The sequence below is a fragment of the Priestia sp. SRI_019 genome, from assembly GCF_057586255.1.
Window position 1 is genome coordinate 1124196 of record NZ_JBYCZN010000002.1, and the last position, 19187, is coordinate 1143382.

Sequence of the window (19187 nt, forward strand, 5' to 3'; positions counted from 1 at the left end):
AATAAAATCGTTATTTCTTATAGCAGCGATGATTCACGGCTGCACAATTTTATTTTTTTAAACATTATCGGACGTTCATGTCACTTGGGTGCGGACCTTTACGGCGATTGCTGTTTAACCCATTAATCTCTGCCATATCATCGGCAGTGAGTTCAAAATCAAACACGTTAAAGTTTTCTTCTATTCTAGACGGTGTAACTGATTTTGGGATGACAATTGTGTTGTTCTGTAAGTGCCAGCGCAATACAACTTGAGCCGGAGTTTTGCTATGTACTTCAGCAATTTTTTGAATAACCTCGTCTTGTAGCACTTCTCCTCCTTGATCAAGAGGACTCCATGCTTCCACAAAAATATTATGTTTGGCGCAAAACTCTTTTAATTCGTTTTGAGCAAGATACGGATGGCACTCAATTTGGTTTAAAACCGGTGTTACATCACATTCGTTTAACAAGCGCTCTAAATGCTCAATCTCAAAGTTGCAGACGCCAATTGCTTTTACTTTTCCATCGTGATAAAGCTTTTCTAATGCTTTATACGTCTCCACATACTCATCATATTGAGGTGTAGGCCAGTGAATTAAATATAAATCGACATAATCAAGTCCTAATCGTTCTAAGCTTTCATCAAATGCACGTAATGCATTTTCATAGCCTTGGTCGCTGTTCCAAACTTTTGTTGTAATAAACAGCTGTTCTCGAGAAACAGAAGATTCTTTAATCGCCTGACCTACTCCTTCTTCATTTTTATAAATCATGGCTGTGTCAATAGAGGTATACCCAACCTCAATTGCTTTTGACACTGCAGCTGCTGCTTGGTTATCTTCTACTTGCCATACGCCAAATCCAAGCTGAGGCATTTTTAAACCGTTGTTTAATGTAACAATATTCATTTTACACGTCTCCTTTTTTGTTAAAAAGTTCAAAGTTTTAATGATGGTGCCAGCCGATCAGCATAGCAACCTGTCCCATTATAATGCCGACTGGGATTCCTATAATCATGGCTCCAAATCGAAATTTAAAAGACCATGCGCGCGGCACAAGGGAAAACAAATAAATCATACTCATCGTTGCCATACATGTACTGCTAAAAAAACTGACGACAGTGTGTAAATTTGGCATTACTTCTCCTCATTTCACTAGAACGTTTGCGCCTTTTCAATTTCATCATTTATCTTTCGTTCTAATGCCTATGTTTTCGCAGCCGACATAGTTACATTCGTCAAAGGGTTCCGTACTCCTGCTTTAATCAGTTAAAAACACTTTACCTACGTAACTTTTTTAATTAAAACGAATATGTGCTTTTAACTTCAAAGTTTTGTATGATTTCTGTATATTAAAATAATAAGATTTTTTCACTGTAAAGAACAACTGCACATTCTCTGTAAGGCAACCATACATATTTGCAAGAGTTAACGAAAGGAATGGATATAAAAAATGGCGATTGAAAAAGTAAAAGCATATTTTAAACAATACGGTATGGAGAATCGAATTATCGAAATGGATGAGTCCAGTGCTACTGTAGAACTAGCAGCGCAAGCTTTAAAATGCGAGCCGAAACGGATCGCAAAAAGTCTTTCTTTTAACGCCGAAGGAACTGTTCTATTGATTGTGGCAGCAGGAGATGCGAAAATTGATAACCGAAAATACAAAGAAGAGTTCGAAACCAAAGCAAAAATGCTTGGAGCAAGTGAAGTAGAAACGCTGATTGGTCATGCTGTAGGCGGAGTATGCCCGTTTGCCGTTAATGAAGGTGTTCACGTGTATCTAGATGAATCTCTGAAACGTTTTGTCACCGTTTTCCCTGCCTGTGGAAGTGGAAATAGTGCAATCGAATTAACAATACCCGAACTAGAAGAATTTTCGAAATACTTAAAGTGGGTTGATGTATGCAAAGGATGGAATGAATAATCTATGTGAATGACGGTGCATATATAATTAATCAAAACGCCAACAAGCTGAAACAATTTTTTGTTTCAGCTCATTGGTGTATCTAAACGAATTTATGAAACAGCTTAACCCAACCTAGGTAAGAAACCCCTAAGAGAAATACAAAAAGAAATAGTAAAGGAATGTTCCTAGGGATAAAAAGCCAGCCGTCTAACGTATTCCACAGAAATTCACTTTTATTTGCTTTTCTCATCATTTTCACCTCAAGCAGATTTACTATTTTTTCTTCAAAAATTCTTTTACATAGTTATATACAGTATCTTCAACTTATGACCTTTTTTCAAGAAAAACGTGCACGGAAAATGGACTGAATGTGAATCTTTTTAATTTATACCCGTTATGTACTCACTCATCGTCTTATTTTCATCTGTAAAAAAAGAAGAAGCCTGCATGTTTAGATGCAGGCTTCTTCTCGTTGATTCAGTCTTTCCTTTGTTTGCCTAGTCAGGCCCTTTCGTTACGTATATCGGTTCATAACCAAAGTGCCTTGTGTCAGATACGAATATCTGCTTTCAATCTGCGGTAATACATTTGCTGAAGTCGCTGTTAAGCCTTTCAAAACTAATCAGTCCCTTCAAACGCTAAGTATTTAACCTTCCACAACAACCATTTGCATGATAGCTGCTGTACTATATATGTACCCCGTATTTATATAGTAAAACCTTAAAAAACAATTTTTTAGACTTTATAGCAAAGAAAATTTAGATCCTATAAGCGAAAGAAGCGCGCCAGCTATCAGTGCCTCTTCTGCTCATCCTCACGCAGGTAAAGAAAAGCATCCGCAGTGAAATTGGTCAAATTTATTTAATGTATCATTTGATCAATTTGTTGAAATGCATCTTCAAGTGAAGCATATCCATTTGTTTCTTCTTCGTTGCCTTGAACGGTCCATTCTTGCTTTTCTACTGCTAGTTTCCCGTCTTTATCTTTTAGATAAGGTTTGTTAACCATAAACACCTGATCATTCTTTTTTACTGTGTAGCCAAGATAATAGTGATTCCCTTCTCCTTCTTCTTCGTATACAGAAACGCCTTGAAGGTTATATTTGTTTAAAATGTCATCCATATGATGAGTCAGTTCACTTACAATCGCTTCTCTTCCTACATATTCCATATTTCGTACCCCTTTTCATTTTGATTTATACTTAGCATTCCCTTGAGCATATTCAATTACACTATCTTTCAAGCGTTGTATAAACAAAGCGACTCAATATGAAATTCATTACATAATAATAAAAAAGCCACCTCACTGTAACACAATGAAAAAACATTGCTAAGTGAAGTAGCTTTTTATTAATTAATGGAATCTATAGAAATAAGAAGATGTGCGGAACTTGATTATAGTTCAGTTAAAATAATCGGTTCACCGTTTGTTACAACAATCGTATGTTCACATTGTGCTACAAGACTATTATCAGGTGTAACAAACGTCCAGCCGTCGTCTCCGCGTTCAATGATATGATCAGCTTTCATAGAGATAAACGGTTCTACAGCAATAACAAGACCTTTTTTCAAAAGGGCTTTATCCATTGGATCATAATAGTTTAAAATGTGGTTAGGAGCGTCATGCAAGCTGCGGCCAACACCATGACCCGTTAAGTTTTCAATAACCGCGTATCCGTTTTGGTGTGCAAAGTTAGAAACAGCACGACCAATTTGGTTTTGTTTTGAACCAGCTTTTACTTTTTTCATAGCTGCCCAAAATGCATCTACTGCAGCTTGACACAGCTTTTCTTTTTCTTCATCTTTCCCGATAACAAATGAAATGCCTGTATCTGAATAATAGCCATCAAGTACGGCAGATACATCCACATTTACTAAATCGCCATCTTTTAATACGCGATCTCCCGGAATACCGTGAGCCACTTCTTCGTTTACACTAATACACGTTACACCTGGGAAATCATATTCTTTTTCAGGTGCAGAAATAGCACCGTGTTCATCCAATATTTTTTTACCGATCATATCAAGCTCTTTTGTTGTCATACCTGCTTTTGCTTGGCTTTTCATCTCTTCGCGCGCAAGTGCAACGATGCGCCCAATTTTGCGTAAACTTTCTAAATCTTGTTCGTTACCAATAATCATAAAAAAACACTTTCCTTCCTCGAAATATATATCCTATCCGATTTTATCATATTTTTATGAGGATTTTTCAAAAGACCTTTTAAGAACTAAAATGTATGATTAATTAGATTAGTAAGATATTTATCATATGTAAAAATCCTCTTCATTAACCTATGAAATTCAAAAAAGCATGCTACTTCACCGCAGCATACTTTTTTATGTTATATAAAAGCTGCCTTAGTAAGCGGCAGCTCTCACAATCCTTTATTTCACTATTTCAAATTTCACTTCATTAAACAAACTAGTAGAATTCCACACATTCAGCCCAGCATAACCTTCTGAAAAGGTAGGATCCATTGTATCGATTACCAGCTTGCCTTCGAGATAAACTTGAATGTGCTCTCCTTCAGCCCTTACTTTTAGATGGTAATCTGTATTTGGTTTTAAATCTAGCTTTCCCCCATCGTCGTAAATCATGAGATCCTTTCCTATTCCATCTCTAAACGCAATGAGTTTCACTTGATTATTAAGCATATCTACATTCGCAGCGTAAGCGTTATTTGCCTGTTCATCCGAACGGAATACTAGCGCTCCTGCTCCTGTAGAATTTGAAACAGCCTCCTTTAACACCTTTATCTTTGCCTCATATGTGAAATTTTTTGCTTCTTTTGATGATAAGGTAAAGGAATCTTCTTTGCTTCGTCCTTGTTTCCCGTTAATCGTATCGGCCCATAGTCCGCTAATATTCTTCCATCCAGATAAGTTTGTATCAACAGGACTTTTATTCCAAATAGATTTTAACGGATACATCTTAAGAGAATTTAATTTTACAGCGCCTCCTTTGCTATAAAGCTTTATTTTATTACTTGAAAGCGTTGGAAAGAGCTGGTCTGTTATTACTTCCGTGCCATCATTACCAAATACTTCTACAGACGACTGGTCTACAAACATATGAAGCTTAACCTTTCCGTCTTTTGGAAGCATGGAAACAGAGTGTTTGCCTTTCACATTTTCACCAAAATCAAAATTTCCAGAGTTTGTTCGATCAACAGATAATCGCTGCTGGTTTACGTTATAGCTGACTTTTGTATTTTCACTGCCTTCTTTTTGAATTTGAAAACCAAATTCTTGTGCATCTGTAGTAGAAACATCGAATTCTGCCATGATTTCATATTTGTTTTCCTGTATGCCTGACAGAAGATTTCCATTTTCAGTAACCATGAGATTCTTCAATATCTTTTTTTCTTGCTTATTACGGATTGAATCAATTGAAACAGGCATTTGTTTTAAACGAAGCCCTTTTGCTGTGTTGCTGAGTTCTATTTTTCTTGGAATTGACATAGAGCTTCTCCAAGTAGTAGTGGGAGTATTGTTTGCATATTGCCAGTTGCTCATCCAGCCTAGCCAATACTTTTCTCCGTTATCTCCTTCAACTCCGCTCCAATCTACAGCGGCATAAAAGTCGGCACCATAATCTGTCCAAAGTACTTCTTCTGGCGGATTTTCATTTTTAAATGTTTTCCCGTCAAAATCGCCAACAAAGTACTGCATCCCTGAACCTCCAGCTGCCGCTCCATCATTGATGCTGACCTGCAGCAGCCATTTTTTCTTTGTGCTGTCTCCATCAACCGGCAGTTCGAGTAAAGTAGGACACTCCCAAATGCCTCCGTTGCTTCCGTGAGTTGATTTCACCCATTCTCCTGACACTGTGTTCCAATCTGAAAGCTCTCCGCCTTCTCTTTGTTTAGCTTCCTCCGGTTCTTTTGCTACATTGTCTACTTTATCCGGCATTTTTTCTGTATTAAATACATTCACATCATCTAGATTAATATGCCCCCATCCGCCTACAGCTTGATCAACGGCTTTAATGTACAGTACTTCTCCTATATACTTAGAAGCATCCCATACGTAGCGCTGATACTTTTCATCTGCAAACTTTGTATTCGCTTGACGAATCAATTCTTTGTCGTCAGATGCCCGGACTAAGGCTACATAGCGGTTTGTGGGGTCGTTTCCGCCTCCCATTAACAAATTGATTTCACCTGATCCGCTCAATTTAAAATAAGACGAATGTAATTCTCCAGTGGCATTATCTCCATCTTGCTTATCAGAAAAACCCCATAAATGATACTTTCCTTTTTGTTCAAAAGGACCGCTCCAATTTGCGGTTGCATCCGTTACATGATCGTTTGCGAATGCATTTCCCTTTATCGTTTTCCAGCCGGTGAGATCTCCTGTTTCAAAACTTTTATTTTTAATTTCTTTTTCATCTGTATCAATAAACTTGGTCATGTTAACGTCTTGAAACCGGACTGAAGATTGATTAACGTGTAGTCCAAACAATCCTTTTGAAAAAGTTTCATCTTTTGCAGTAAGGGTGAAGTTATCGTCTATATGCAAATCAAGTTTATTTCCCGATGCAGTTACTTTTACTTGATGTGATTTGCTCGTATCAATTTTTTCATTTGTTTCGGCAAGGACAGTTGAAATGCCATTTTGAAGCTTTACTAGTTTGATTGTATCCTTAGAAGCATCCACACTAGCTATATATCCGTTTTTGGCTTCCGCGTCTGCTCGAAAAAGTAGTGCACCTGAACCACGGTTTTCATCTAAAAATGTCATATTTGACTCGTAAATAAACTGATCTCCTTGTTCTTCACTTATGATATATCCGTCGCTGTCAGATTTACCGATTTTTCCATCAGTAGTATCATTCCACGTTCCCGTAACAGGTTTCCAGTTAGATAGATTGGTTATAAAATTAGATTGATTCGTAAATTTAACATGACGAAAGACAGCTGTGGAATTCCATGCTGTTAATCCAAACTGACCGTTTTCAAAAGATGCATCACTGCCTTCTAAAACCTGTTTCCCATTTAGCAGTATCTTAAAGTGATGACTGTTTGCTTCTACTTTCACACGATACGCTTGTGACGTATCAAGCCTCATTGGCTTTGAAACAACAGTCGTTACGCTTCCTTTCTCTACTTTGTTAAGTGTTAAGAGGTTCTTTTCAGCATCTAAATTGACGGTATATGCGTTTGTTGCATCTTTATTAGAACGAAAAACAAGGCCTCCTGCACCTTCGCGTCCATTCTTTTCTACAAGCGTAATTTCTCCCTCTAGAGTAAAGGATTGACCTTTTTGTTCAGATAAAGTATATGAATAGGCACCGCTTTGACCGTTTGCTTGAATCCCTCCATCAGGTCCAAACTCACTTGCGTATTCCCACTTTTTTAAGTCAGGTGATGTATAAAACATGATTTTATCTTTAGCAGCTAAAGACATCACCCACTGCTTGGTTTGCTCGTGCCAAAACACTTTTGGATCGCGCCAGTCAGGAACTGGGGGATTTGGCATAACAGGATTTCCTTCATATTTGGTCCACGTTCTTCCGCTGTCCTTGCTGTATGCTAGACTTTGCACTTGTCCTTTGCTCCCCGAGTGTGTAAAGATAGCTACCATTGCTTCTTTTCCAAACCCTGCGGTATTATTCCAATCGATAACGGCACTTCCTGAAAAAATCTCTCCGTTCTCGTCTGGAGAAAGAGCAATCGGCAGGTGTTTCCATTTCACTAAATCTGTACTAACTGCATGCCCCCAGTGCATAGGTCCCCAAGTGGTACCGTAAGGATAATACTGATAAAAAAGGTGATACTCTCCGTTATAATAGACCATTCCATTTGGATCGTTCATCCAGTTCGCTTCTGGAGAAAAATGAAATTGATTCCGGTATTTTTCTTGATAATACCCTGTATTATCAGCTAATACAGGATATGCAGAAAACAAGCTTATGGAACAAGCGACTCCAATCATCAATAACTTTTTAACGGTTCTTTTCATCTTCCTGTCCTCCTTTATTTGCATACTGGTTATGTAAAACATTTTCACCAGCAGATGCTAGAAGAATAGATGACTCCTCTTATTTATCACCCTAAAAAGCCTATCCAATAACCCCCTATACCAATTAAGAAAATACCGAAAATAATAAGCAGCGGATTTGTACCCTTTCGAAGCATCCATGCTACTAATAGAGTTAGTGCTAAAGGTAGCAGTCCTGGTAAAATACTATCGAGTACGTCTTGAACGGTTTTAACGACAACTTTACCAGAATCATCTTTGATCCTAGAAACAACCACTGGTATATTAATAGTGGTCCATTTCGAAACCAATGCTCCCATTACAAAGAGTCCTAAAATGGACGCACCTTCCGTCAGTTTTTGAATTCGATTGCCTACTAAATCTTTTAAAATTTCTGTTCCTTTTAAGTAGCCATATTTTAATCCATAATATTTTGTACTTAATCGAATTGCATTAATTAAGATGAAGAACAGCAGTGGCCCGGCAATATTCCCTCCTAACGCAAGCGATGCGCCTAGGGCTGCGAGAACTGGTCGAAGCGTTCCCCAGAAAATAGGGTCTCCTACACCAGCAAGCGGGCCCATTAATCCAATTTTCATTCCGCTGATAGCTTTTTCATCAAAATCTTTTTTGTTTGCCATTTCTTCTTCCATTGCTGCCGTGACGCCGAATATAGGTGCAGAAATCCATGGGTGTGTATTGAACCATTCTAAATGACGCTTTAATGCTGCATTTCGCTGAGCTCCCGGTCCATATAAGCGTTTGATTGCTGGAATCATGACATAGCAATAGCCCATTGCTTGAACACGCTCAAAGTTAAATGAACCGAGTAAAAAATTCGAACGAATGAACATGCTAAAGATATCTTTTTTCGTTAATCTTTTTTCATTTTCCATCTCTATCCCTCCCTTAAGTTCGCCTTTTAGGCATCTAAATCATCATCGTCATCATCATATACTTGTTCGCTCCCTGTAGCTGCGGGAACGCCTGCCGGCTGCATTTGATTTCGCTGCTGCATTACTTGTTGATAAAGAAGTGCTAAACAAAGACCCAGCGCTCCAAATCCTACTAGGTTAAACCCTGTAAATGCCGCCAATAAGAACCCGATATAGAAAAAGGGCTTTAAATGAGGAATGTTCATCATATTGATAACCATGGCATATCCTACGACCACGATAATGCCTCCCCCAATTTGCAGGCCTTTTGTAATAACTTCCGGAATATTTCCGAGGAAAGTTTGCACGGCGCTTACGCTGATTAATGTCACAATTAAAGTTGGAATCATAACGCGGAGAGCCTGAAAACCCATAGCAGTAATATGCATAATTTCAATTCCTTTAAAGTTTCCTTCTTCCGCGTACTTGTCAGCCCGATGAATTAAAAATACTGTGATGGTACGAACAAAAATGGTGAGTACTTGCCCTGCAGCTGCTAAAGCTATGGCTACCGCAATGCCTTCACCAATCCCCTGACCAGCTGTGATAACTAAAATAGTTGAAATAACAGAAGCAATAGCCGTATCAGGTGCCATCGCCAATCCAACATTCATCCATCCAAGAGCCATTAATTCCAGTGTTCCACCTAAAATAATGCCGGTTTTTAAATCTCCAAGTACCAAGCCTACTAATGTGCAGGCAATGAGAGGACGATGGGATTGCCCTTCGTCCAACACGCTTGCGATGCCAGTTACCGCTGCAATGACTAATAATAAAATAATTTGTATGGAAGACATAAACTCATCTCCTTATTTGATTTTTGTTTCATTTCTCAGTAGTTGAATAAAATTTTCACTAGAATCTGAAGGTAATTGGCGCAGCTCAAGCTTTACGCCTAGTTCCTGCAGTTTCTCAAAAGCATCGATATCTTTTTCGGTAACGCTTACAGATTTAGTGATTTGTTTTCGGTTATTAGCAAAACGCATGCCGCCTACGTTTACTGTCTCAATAGGTACGCCCGCTTGAACAAGAGCGACAATGTCTGCGGGGTTTTCAAACAGCAGCATGGCTGTTGTATCCTGATAACGCGGGCTGTGAAAGGCTTTTGTCATTTTAGAAATCGAGACAGCACTTGCTTTTACATTCGAAGGAGCTACAGAAAGAATAAGCGTTTTTCTCATTTCATCCGCTGCCACCTCATCTGAAACAATGATAATTCGATCTGCTGCATTTGTTTTGATCCATCTTGTTAATACCTGCCCGTGAATAAAGCGGTCATCAATTCTTGCTAAAACGATTTTCATAATAATCCATCCTCTCCGATTTGGTTTGCTTGCTGGATTTTCTCCAGATGTTCACTGCACACTTGAAAACTTTCTTCATTCACTTGCTTTAATCTTCCTAGCATCTCTTTTAATGTAACGTGTTCTCGCATGGCTAACACTTCTAATAGCATAGGCAAGTTAACTCCAGATACCATATCCGCTGTTTTATTTTTAAGGATATATGGAGTAGCCGCATTGTAGGGTGTACCTCCGAAAATATCGACTAGAAAAAGCACTTCATTTTCTAAAGGCATTTCCTCTAATGCCTGCTTATATTTTTCTTCAAGGGTTTGGATACCCTCTCCTTTTAAAAAAGGTACAGCTACTACGTGATTCTCTTCACCAAATATCATTTTGGAAGACCCCTCCAACGCTGGCGCGAAATCACCGTGTCCACTAATAATGACTGAAATCATGTACACTTGCTCCTCTCTTTTACGTTCTACACTTATTTATTGCAAGTATCGTGCCAACAAAGAGTATTAAGCGCTTTCATTTGTTTTTCAATACTTTTTTCTGTGTTGTTGATACAGGTTTCTTAAAATAAACAAACCTGTATCAAAACGTCATGCGTTTTAATACAGGTTTTTCTGTTATTTAAAAAGTGGGATAAAAAAAGAAACTAGTGGCATATAAATCAAACTAGTTTCTCAGAATTATAATATGATTTTTACATTTCATCCGCAAAAATGGTGGCAATAAATAATTTTTCATCTCTTGTTAAGGTAAGTTTCAGCTTTTTTTCGACGGCTTGTAATGTTTTTTCCGTTTTTTGATAAATCTTTTCTAACTGATGAGTGATTTCTTCATCCTCTGGAAAAGCAAGAGGTTCGTTTTTTATCATTCTTTCTAAAGCAAAGGCTGTATGCATCACAATTCGAATCATAACAGTGTTGCTTAATTCCATTTCTAACTCATCTTGTACATGACTTAACCACTCTAACAGAATCTCACTTATGAGGTACGGGTTAATAAATAGAAGGTACTTTCGCAAGTTTTCTTCGCAAAGTTCGCGCACCACGATATTCGCTTCGGTTTTCTCGTCATCATAGCGTATCGTTTCTTTTGTAATTGCCTGTTGAAGTATTCGCTCTCCCTGCCCTTCAATGAGGACTTCTAATGATACATGAGGCGCATCAATCTTAGGGTTTTTGGTACCTGCTGTTGCGACAATTTCATATTCTTTTTGAATTTCCCGAATGTTTGCTGCTAATTTAATAGAAGAAACGGTTAGAATTTTAATAGGCTCTTGAGATACTTTGCGTGAAATAATCGTTAAGATTTTTTCTAATTGTTTTGCTGTACCGCTTCCTGTTGTACAAATAGAAACAAGGGCTTTCTTTTTTCCAAACACATGCTGCTGCTTATCTATAAATTCCATAAAGTCTTTTTGCACCGAATCAAATATGGCATATAAATTTAAGTCTAAATAATTTACTTTTCTAACGGTGTCTAACACCATAGACGTCGTCACGTTGCTGATTGTTTTAATCTTAGTCCCTGTTTTTTGTTCCAACTTGCTTTCTAACATGGCAAGCGAGCCCATGTCCACAAGCATTAATACGCCTTCTCCTTCATCTACTTTCTTAATTCCCTGTATTAACCTGTCTACAATTTCGACCGGAGATACCGTCAAAGGCACATCAATAGCTATAATAGGAGTGCTTCCTAAAAGCTCCGTAGCCACTTCTACCATAGAAGTGGCCGTGCTGTTTCCATGTGCAGCAACTACAATTCCTACTCGTTTATTTTCTTCTAACGTTCGAATTGATTGAATAACCATTGTGAGATAAATAACTTCTATTTCTGGCACGCTGATGTTAAACCACTTTTCAATTCGATTTTTAAAAAGCAGGGCTACCGCATATTCTTTTGGATATGTTTCGCGAATTTCATCTATCTCCTTTGTATTTAATACGTCTACTTGTTTTTTTCGCTTTAAAAAGGATTCCATATGCATACTTAAAAAATGAATAAACCTGCGATCAAATTTACAGTTCAATTCTTTTTCAGCCAACTGTTTTAATTCTTTTGTAAGCTGAATCACATCGTCTTCCACAAACTTCATTAAATTAGAGCTCTGGCCATTTTTTTGATTAAAAAAGCTTCGAACATTCAAATGAATGTCGGTAAGAATATACTGATTGATGTCTTCTTGAGATAAACCTTCTTTTGTTAAAACATCTACTTTTTCTTCTATTAACTGATATAAATTAAATGATAAGTCTTCCTCCATTTTTATTTCTTGGCTCTCCATAGCCGGGGAGATAATCGTTTTAAGGTTTACATATTCAGAAATTTTTTTGCTACGCTCCATATTTTTACTATTTGAAATCCAATCTCGTTTAATATCGTCAGGCAGATCTCGCACTGTAAGTTCCACCATATGTTTACTATCAAGGTTATTTAAAAATCCGTGTGCGCAAACGAGCTGCACATTCGACTTTAACTGCCCTACATTCCCGAATTTTTCAGTGTGGATTAAAGCATTTAATACATCAATGTGGACACTTAGCTTTTTATTAATTCGTTTAGCCTCTTGTTCTAAAAGAAACGTGGTGAGGCGAATTTTTTCTTTTAAAGACCTCTCTTCTAATGAGGGAATATGGATAGTCATCGGAATTCTTCTTAAGAAAGTTTGCAGTAAGGCTGAACCGGGATTTTCAGTTGTAGCACAAATAATTAATACCTTAGACGTTCGCTTATGATCTGTTTCCCCTAGACGGTTATACGTACCTTGATCAATGAGATAGAAAAGCATTTCTTGGCCTTCGGGAGGAAGCCGGTGTACTTCATCCATAAAGAGAATACCTTCATTTGCTTGTTCTACTAAACCTACTTTACTTTCAGTTGCTCCGGTGAAACTCCCTTGCTTATGACCAAATAACTGAGAAAGAAGTAATTGAGGATTATGGTAATAATCAGCGCAGTTAAAGGTAATGAACGGGGCATCTGTTTTTAGCCTCTCTGAATATAAGGCAAATTGATAGATTCGTTTTGCAAAAAGAGATTTTCCCGATCCCGTGGGACCTAATAGCAGCATATGTAATCCATTAGGCGGGTAAAGAACAGCAGCTTTTGCTTGAGAAATCGATTTTTTCAAACTTCCGGTAGCTCCAATCATTAATTCAAAAGGATTAGCAGGAAGATCTTCTTCTTTTCCCCCATTAGATAGCTGCTCTAGCTTTTCTACTTCCATCTTATTCGTATCCCACTTTTGACGCCAAATGGTTTCAACAACCTCTAGCGGAACGTAGCGAACGGGGAACATTTTAATTTTGATTACTTTTTGCATGCGGACAAGTTTGTTAAGTTCAAGACTTACATTAGATCTCTCTAAATCTAACTGTTCAGCAATTTCAATCGCTGAGCTTCCTTGTTTATGTAAAAGTTCCACTTCTGTAAACTCTTGAAAATTACTCAACAGCTGATTGTATACCTTATCAATTCGTTTCATTAAGAAGCACCTTCTTTATTTTCAGTTAACGAACGGGATTTTCTCTTTCAAAGAAATGAAACATTCCCTGCTACTACAAGCTATTTCATCTACAAGTACCCTCATGTCATACTAATCTATGAAAACGTTTCAAACCATTATATGTAAATATATTAAGTTAGTCAAACCTGCATGTCAACCGGTTTCATTCTTAAAGTTATAGTCTGTCTGAATGTTTCATTTTCTTTAAATAACTATCAATGTGTACACTGCTTTTTTATTTAATCAGCACTGCGGTTACAGCACATTTTTGATTAAATAATAAAACGAAAGAAAACAGCAGCAGTTACCGCCATCTTCTTTCGTTTTTAAAAATTATTTGTCCGTACTTAATTGTCCTTGTGGTAAAATACTGTTTTTCACAACAGCTGTTTTTGATCCTTTAATATTTAATAAGAAGCTAGGAGCAAAAGTAGAATGTTCCTCTGAATAGAAGCCTCTGTTTGTCATGTAACTTGTAATTACGACATTGTCTCCTTTCACTTGTGGAACTGCAAAATGTGAATACGTAAACGTTTTGTCATTAGGATCGAGGTCCATATGTAAAACAAGTCCTGTATCATTTAGCGGCTTGTATTTTCCTGTCAGCGTATTTGATACGTATCCTAGCATATATACGTCATCTTGGCCGATACCATCAATAGTCATTTTAGATCCGCGAGAATCTGTAAATAAGTACCATTTCCCATCTTTTTTAAATACATTTGCGCGTTCAATTTCATCTGTCACCGTGTTTGAAGTAATCAGTGGATCCATTACTTTTTTTAAGGTATAATCGTTATTTAGTTCAACAATACCTAATACACCGTTTGCTAAAGAGGCTTTCTTTTTATTAGAGCTCTGCAGTAATTTCTCTTTTTCTGATTGGAAAAATGGATTATTTCCACCGTAGTAAGCTCGATTGTAAAGGGAATCTTCACCTTGATAACCATCTTCAGTTCCTGTGTTTGCTTCAAATACAAGGTATTTATGCCCTTTATCCTCTACATAGTGAGGATCTCTCAACGTATGATTATCTCCTGAACCATATGCGCCTTCGTCAATAAACTGCTGAATATTTTGATACTTTTTACCATCACCATCAAAAATGGATTTATGATCTTCAACACCTTCAATTTTTAACGTATCTCCACTCGGCTGGGATACATTTACTTGAGCCGTTGTTAAGGTTTGTTTTCCATAGTTTGTACCTGAAAAGTTAGTATAGAATAAGCGTATTTTTCCGTCTGATGTTAAAGTAGCAGATCCTGACCATTCTTGTGTTTGCTTTTTCAAATGAGGATCATTCGGTACGAATTTGTCACTGTCTTTGAACACTCTTCCTGCATTTTTCCAACTGTCAATCGAATCTTCACCGATTTTTTGATAAAACACATAAATAGATGTATCATCAGCATCTTTCGGATCACCTGCTAGTGCAAATACAACTTGGTAACCATTATAGTTGGCTACTGTTCCGTCAGCATTTTGCAGAGGCCAGCTGTCCCATACGTCTAAATCAATTAAATTGCCCGATTTATCGTACCCTTTTGCAGAGGCAATATTTTTGATTGTTGATTTATCAAAAGCTGGAACTTTAAACTGTTCGCTTTTTTGCTGCTGAGGAATTTTCAGCATGTTATCACGCGTAATATGGGAAACTCCATAATTATTGTTGGTATCTTTATGATTGCTTTCAGCAGCCCATGTTTGAGATCCAGCACCTACTAACAGAGCTGTAGCAAAAGATAAAGCTGTAGTTTGCTTTGCGATTTTCTTAATATTCATCTGTTTTTCTCCCTTTTGTATAATACCTTTTCTTGTGTCACTCACAAGCAATTCATTTTCTATGTATCGAGAAGTCATATCAATCTGGCGAAATAACAGAACCGGTTCCATTACCTTTCCAAGATTACTTGTATAATATTGAAAAGTCAAATAGGTAATATGGAGTGATTATCTCATTTTTCTCCTCTTATATTTTTCATTTGGTTATAAAGTCTTAAACCTTCAATTTTTTGATTAAATAGGCAAATCCATCGTCATATTTAACCTGCTATTTTTTTATAAACTCTTCTACAGCTATTAAAGTAGACCATTTTCAAAAAAATATCGTTAATGTATTTTTTGTAAAATAGTGGAATAATTTATTATATAATAGTTCCTATTGGCAATAATGAGAGACCAAAGAATCAGATAATCACTTTTTATTTTGATTCTTTTATCCTGTTAAATTTTATGTAGATTTTTGCAAGAAATCGCTATCATTTTAACGGATCAATGATATATTTTTCAGGAAATCAAAAAGAGCTCTTTATAAAGAGCTCTTTTTGATTTCCTTTATGCTGTCTTTAAATAGCTGTTCTTATCTAAACAAATCAAGTTCCGCAGTACGTTTGATAAGGCTGATTAGACGGAGCAGACGGTGTACAGTACTCCGACTGATCAGGCGATTCATATGGGCTAGAAAGCACTTTTAGAAGATCTTCCATAACGCTGTATTCTCCTTTTTGTGCTGCGTCTAGTGCTGCTTCTACCCGGTGATTTCGAGGAATGACAGCAGGATTGTTATTTTTCATAAGCTCTTCCGACTCTGCTTTAGATTGTTTTTGCCTACCTAGTCTTTTCTGCCATAACTCCTGCCACTGTGCAAATTCTTCGCTTTCAAACAGGTCACTATTTTCTAGCTTCTCGAAAGTTAATGCACGAAACGTATTTGTATAGTCAGCTTTATAGGTTTTCATTATTGTAAGAAGGTCTTGGAATAATGCTTCATCTTCTTTTTCTTCGTTAAAAAGCCCAAGTTTAGCCTGCATACCTGCCAGCCAGTTTTCCCGATAGAATTTTGGAAATTCCGTCACGGCGCTTTGCGCTATTTTAACTGCTTTTTCTATATCTTGATCCAATAGCGGTAATAAAGCCTCAGCAAACCTCGCAAGATTCCACCCTGTAATGCCTGGTTGATTTTGATAAGCGTAGCGCCCTTGTACATCAATTGAACTAAATACAGTTTCTGGATCATAGGTATCCATAAATGCACATGGTCCATAATCAATTGTTTCTCCACTAATTGTCATATTATCCGTATTCATAACGCCGTGAATAAAACCAATAAGCTGCCATTTAGCAACTAGGATAGCGTGACGCTTAATCACTTCTTGAAGCAATGATAAATATTTTTTTTCATTCTTTTCTATGTGGGGAAAGTGACGTTCTAATGCATAGTCAGCTAACGCTTGAAGGTTTTCGACCGTTCCCCATTTTGCAGCGAACTGAAATGTGCCAAAACGAAGGTGACTGGAAGCTACACGCGTCAAAATCGCGCCCGGCAGTTCTTTTTCACGAACAATGGATTCGCCTGTGGTTACGACTGCTAGGCTCCGAGTAGTTGGAACACCAAGAGCATGCATGGCTTCACTAATAATATACTCACGCAGCATAGGTCCTAGAGCTGCCCGTCCGTCTCCTCCTCGGGAATACGGAGTTCGGCCTGAGCCTTTAAGCTGAAGGTCTACTTTCTCACCCGAAGGCGTAACTTGCTCCCCTATCAGCATAGCCCGTCCGTCTCCTAGCATGTTAAAGTGGCCAAATTGATGCCCCCCATAAGCTTGTGCAAGTGGGAAGGCACCTTTTGGGACACTGTTTCCAGCCAAAATGCTAACTCCTTCTTGGCTTTGCAGCTGTTCTTTTTGTAACCCTAGAGATGCGGCTAAAGAGTCGTTAAATTTAACTATTTTAGGTGAACTCACTGGATTAGGATCGAGAGGCGTAAAAAAGATGTTTGGTAACTCGGCATAGCTATTACGTAAATTCCATCCTGTTTCTTTTTGATTAGTCATCGTATCTCCTTTTCTTTTTGTGTCTTAAAACATAATTCTTTCTTTACTGATCGTTGTTTTATAAGCGCAGTAGCCTTGCTCTATCCTACTTTCTTCTGGGCATCTTAGAGTAGGACAGTTTCTCTTTCATTCATTATCTCTTTTACTATTATATCGTATTTGCTCGTACTTTTAATCTAAAGTGCCTTATCCATTTAAATACCTCCACTTTGTTGACGAGCTATTAAATGCTCAAAAAAGAAGAAGTATTAATATACTTCTTCCTCTGTATTTTACCCCCAAATATCTTTTAAATTCCAATACGTTAACTCTTTTACGATTACGTTTCCTCCTTCAGTAAATAACTCAATTCCTAGCCTGCTTTCTTTTGGATAAATACGGCTCGTCATGGTCGCTTGTCCTTCGTTTGCAAATACTTCAATGGAAGAACGGTCCACAAATATTCGTAAAGCTAGTGTCTCACCTGCTTGTAACGCTACTTTCCTCACTCCATCTTCTTTTCCCGAGTGAGTACAGTCAAGCAATAGCTTTTGCTCATTAAGGTTGTAACACATAAACGTTTCTTCGTTGTTTATTCCACGAATTTTTATTCCTACCGATGAAGCTTGGCAGTCCGCTAAATCAAATACAGCTTGTATCTCTAGCAAGTCTTCATTTACTTCTACTACATAGCTGTTAGAAACAGCTTTATTGGTTAGCATATTATACTGAGTTTTCCGAAGTGATGTAAGCTCTTGGACGGGGTTCATTAACACTTTATCCCCTCTTAAAGTTAGTTCTCTCGGAAGCGTTAGCGCACCGCACCATCCATCCTCTTTCGTTGGCATATTAGCTTCCCACATGTCCATCCAGCCAATTGCAATTCGCCGCCCTTTATCATCTAAAAGTGTTTGAACAGCATAAAAATCGTGGCCGTAATCTAATTCAGTAAATGACCCATGATGAAATGTATTGGTTTCATAATTATATTCTCCAACCAAATATCCCGTTTGGAAAAGGTTGTGATAGGAATCACCTTTTGCTTCTATCCCTTGAGGAGAAATCATTAACACATGCTTTCCGTCTAACTCAAAGAAGTCTGGACACTCCCACATGTATCCTAGATCTCCATCGCTTTTAGCAAGGACACCAACATATTCCCATGTTCGTAAATTTGAAGATCGGTATAAGATAACACGTCCCTCTTTTTTCTTTGTTGAGTTTCCTAGAATCATGTACCAGAAATCTTCGTGCTTCCATACTTTAGGATCTCGAAAATGATGAGAGCTATCTGCTGGCGGCTCAGCAATAACTGGATTGACCTCTGCTTTTTCAAAAGTAATGCCGTCTTTACTAACAGCTATATTTTGGTTTTGAAAAAAAGTATCCAGCTCTTTGTCTATATAATTATGTCCTGTATAAATTAACGTAAGCTCTCCTTCGTTATCCACGGCACTTCCAGAAAAACATCCGTCTTTATCAAATGTATCTCCAGGAGCTAAAGCAATCGGCAAGTGCTGCCAATGGACAAGATCTTTGCTTTTGACATGTCCCCAATGCATCGGCCCCCAATTCTCGTCATAAGGATGATGTTGATAAAAAACATGATATTCTCCTTTATACTGAACCAGCCCATTCGGATCATTAATCCAGTTCGCTGGCGCCATAATATGATACCCTAACCGATATTGATAATTCACCTTTTTCTCTGCTTCATTTAATGAATGTTGAGCTTGCTCGATTTTATTTACCGTTAACATCATC

Annotated in this window: 14 protein-coding genes; 1 reads left to right on the forward strand and 13 read right to left on the reverse strand. The window is 37.6% G+C overall.

Going from position 1 to position 19187, the window contains the following annotated elements; genetic code table 11:
- Positions 1–64: 64 nt before the first annotated feature.
- Together AC2YJL_RS15995 and AC2YJL_RS16000 are read right to left on the reverse strand one after the other, a co-directional pair.
- Complete coding sequence (locus AC2YJL_RS15995; RefSeq protein WP_043979105.1) at positions 65–889, reverse strand: aldo/keto reductase; 825 nt, start codon at positions 887–889, stop codon at positions 65–67.
- 37 nt (positions 890–926) lie between these two features.
- Entirely contained in the window at positions 927–1118 is a 192-nt protein-coding gene (locus tag AC2YJL_RS16000; RefSeq protein ID WP_034275619.1) for a hypothetical protein, read from the reverse strand.
- 315 nt (positions 1119–1433) lie between these two features.
- Between AC2YJL_RS16000 and AC2YJL_RS16005 the strand changes: the two genes are divergently transcribed.
- Entirely contained in the window at positions 1434–1907 is a 474-nt protein-coding gene (locus AC2YJL_RS16005) for a YbaK/EbsC family protein (protein WP_251567736.1), read from the forward strand.
- An 843-nt stretch (positions 1908–2750) separates the two neighbouring features.
- Here AC2YJL_RS16005 and AC2YJL_RS16010 read toward each other — a convergent pair.
- The 11 genes from AC2YJL_RS16010 to AC2YJL_RS16060 form a co-directional block, all read right to left on the reverse strand.
- A complete protein-coding gene (locus AC2YJL_RS16010) occupies positions 2751–3059 on the reverse strand; it encodes a DUF5634 family protein (protein WP_251567734.1) in 309 nt (102 codons plus the stop codon).
- Positions 3060–3283: 224 nt separating this feature from the next.
- Entirely contained in the window at positions 3284–4030 is a 747-nt protein-coding gene (gene map / locus AC2YJL_RS16015) for a type I methionyl aminopeptidase (RefSeq protein ID WP_045291382.1), read from the reverse strand.
- Positions 4031–4273: 243 nt separating this feature from the next.
- The gene (locus AC2YJL_RS16020; protein ID WP_251567733.1) at positions 4274–7852 is read right to left on the reverse strand and encodes a glycoside hydrolase family 32 protein; all 3579 of its coding nucleotides are present in this window, start codon (positions 7850–7852) and stop codon (positions 4274–4276) included.
- A gap of 86 nt (positions 7853–7938) precedes the next feature.
- Positions 7939–8766: a mannose/fructose/sorbose PTS transporter subunit IID gene (locus tag AC2YJL_RS16025; RefSeq protein ID WP_013056298.1), complete on the reverse strand. Its 828-nt coding sequence runs from the start codon at positions 8764–8766 to the stop codon at positions 7939–7941.
- 26 nt (positions 8767–8792) lie between these two features.
- Positions 8793–9602 (reverse strand): PTS mannose/fructose/sorbose transporter subunit IIC, encoded by an 810-nt coding sequence (locus AC2YJL_RS16030; protein ID WP_028408130.1) that lies wholly within the window; start codon positions 9600–9602, stop codon positions 8793–8795.
- Between the two features lie 12 nt (positions 9603–9614).
- Complete coding sequence (locus AC2YJL_RS16035) at positions 9615–10109, reverse strand: PTS sugar transporter subunit IIB (RefSeq protein WP_251567732.1); 495 nt, start codon at positions 10107–10109, stop codon at positions 9615–9617.
- Complete coding sequence (locus AC2YJL_RS16040; RefSeq protein WP_014460796.1) at positions 10106–10546, reverse strand: mannose/fructose/sorbose PTS transporter subunit IIA; 441 nt, start codon at positions 10544–10546, stop codon at positions 10106–10108. Before AC2YJL_RS16040 ends, AC2YJL_RS16035 begins: the two co-directional genes overlap by 4 nt.
- A 254-nt stretch (positions 10547–10800) precedes the next feature.
- On the reverse strand, positions 10801–13587 hold the full coding sequence (locus tag AC2YJL_RS16045; protein ID WP_251567731.1) for a sigma-54-dependent transcriptional regulator: 2787 nt from the start codon (positions 13585–13587) through the stop codon (positions 10801–10803).
- A gap of 354 nt (positions 13588–13941) precedes the next feature.
- The gene (locus AC2YJL_RS16050) at positions 13942–15393 is read right to left on the reverse strand and encodes a glycoside hydrolase family 68 protein (RefSeq protein WP_251567730.1); all 1452 of its coding nucleotides are present in this window, start codon (positions 15391–15393) and stop codon (positions 13942–13944) included.
- 590 nt (positions 15394–15983) lie between these two features.
- Complete coding sequence (locus AC2YJL_RS16055; protein ID WP_195694876.1) at positions 15984–17444, reverse strand: protein adenylyltransferase SelO; 1461 nt, start codon at positions 17442–17444, stop codon at positions 15984–15986.
- A 272-nt stretch (positions 17445–17716) separates the two neighbouring features.
- Positions 17717–19183 (reverse strand): glycoside hydrolase family 32 protein, encoded by a 1467-nt coding sequence (locus AC2YJL_RS16060; RefSeq protein WP_195694877.1) that lies wholly within the window; start codon positions 19181–19183, stop codon positions 17717–17719.
- Positions 19184–19187 lie beyond the last annotated feature (4 nt).

What these genes read in the sequence shown, in the direction of transcription:
- AC2YJL_RS16030 (WP_028408130.1), bottom strand. Translation starts at nt 9,602, where the DNA reads ATGTCTTCCATACAAATTATTTTATTATTAGTCATTGCAGCGGTAACT.
- map (WP_045291382.1), bottom strand. Translation starts at nt 4,030, where the DNA reads ATGATTATTGGTAACGAACAAGATTTAGAAAGTTTACGCAAAATTGGG.
- AC2YJL_RS16000 (WP_034275619.1), bottom strand. Translation starts at nt 1,118, where the DNA reads ATGCCAAATTTACACACTGTCGTCAGTTTTTTTAGCAGTACATGTATG.
- AC2YJL_RS16060 (WP_195694877.1), bottom strand. Translation starts at nt 19,183, where the DNA reads ATGTTAACGGTAAATAAAATCGAGCAAGCTCAACATTCATTAAATGAA.
- AC2YJL_RS16055 (WP_195694876.1), bottom strand. Translation starts at nt 17,444, where the DNA reads ATGACTAATCAAAAAGAAACAGGATGGAATTTACGTAATAGCTATGCC.
- AC2YJL_RS16050 (WP_251567730.1), bottom strand. Translation starts at nt 15,393, where the DNA reads ATGAATATTAAGAAAATCGCAAAGCAAACTACAGCTTTATCTTTTGCT.
- AC2YJL_RS16020 (WP_251567733.1), bottom strand. Translation starts at nt 7,852, where the DNA reads ATGAAAAGAACCGTTAAAAAGTTATTGATGATTGGAGTCGCTTGTTCC.
- AC2YJL_RS15995 (WP_043979105.1), bottom strand. Translation starts at nt 889, where the DNA reads ATGAATATTGTTACATTAAACAACGGTTTAAAAATGCCTCAGCTTGGA.
- AC2YJL_RS16025 (WP_013056298.1), bottom strand. Translation starts at nt 8,766, where the DNA reads ATGGAAAATGAAAAAAGATTAACGAAAAAAGATATCTTTAGCATGTTC.
- AC2YJL_RS16040 (WP_014460796.1), bottom strand. Translation starts at nt 10,546, where the DNA reads ATGATTTCAGTCATTATTAGTGGACACGGTGATTTCGCGCCAGCGTTG.
- AC2YJL_RS16005 (WP_251567736.1), top strand. Translation starts at nt 1,434, where the DNA reads ATGGCGATTGAAAAAGTAAAAGCATATTTTAAACAATACGGTATGGAG.
- AC2YJL_RS16045 (WP_251567731.1), bottom strand. Translation starts at nt 13,587, where the DNA reads ATGAAACGAATTGATAAGGTATACAATCAGCTGTTGAGTAATTTTCAA.
- AC2YJL_RS16010 (WP_251567734.1), bottom strand. Translation starts at nt 3,059, where the DNA reads ATGGAATATGTAGGAAGAGAAGCGATTGTAAGTGAACTGACTCATCAT.
- AC2YJL_RS16035 (WP_251567732.1), bottom strand. Translation starts at nt 10,109, where the DNA reads ATGAAAATCGTTTTAGCAAGAATTGATGACCGCTTTATTCACGGGCAG.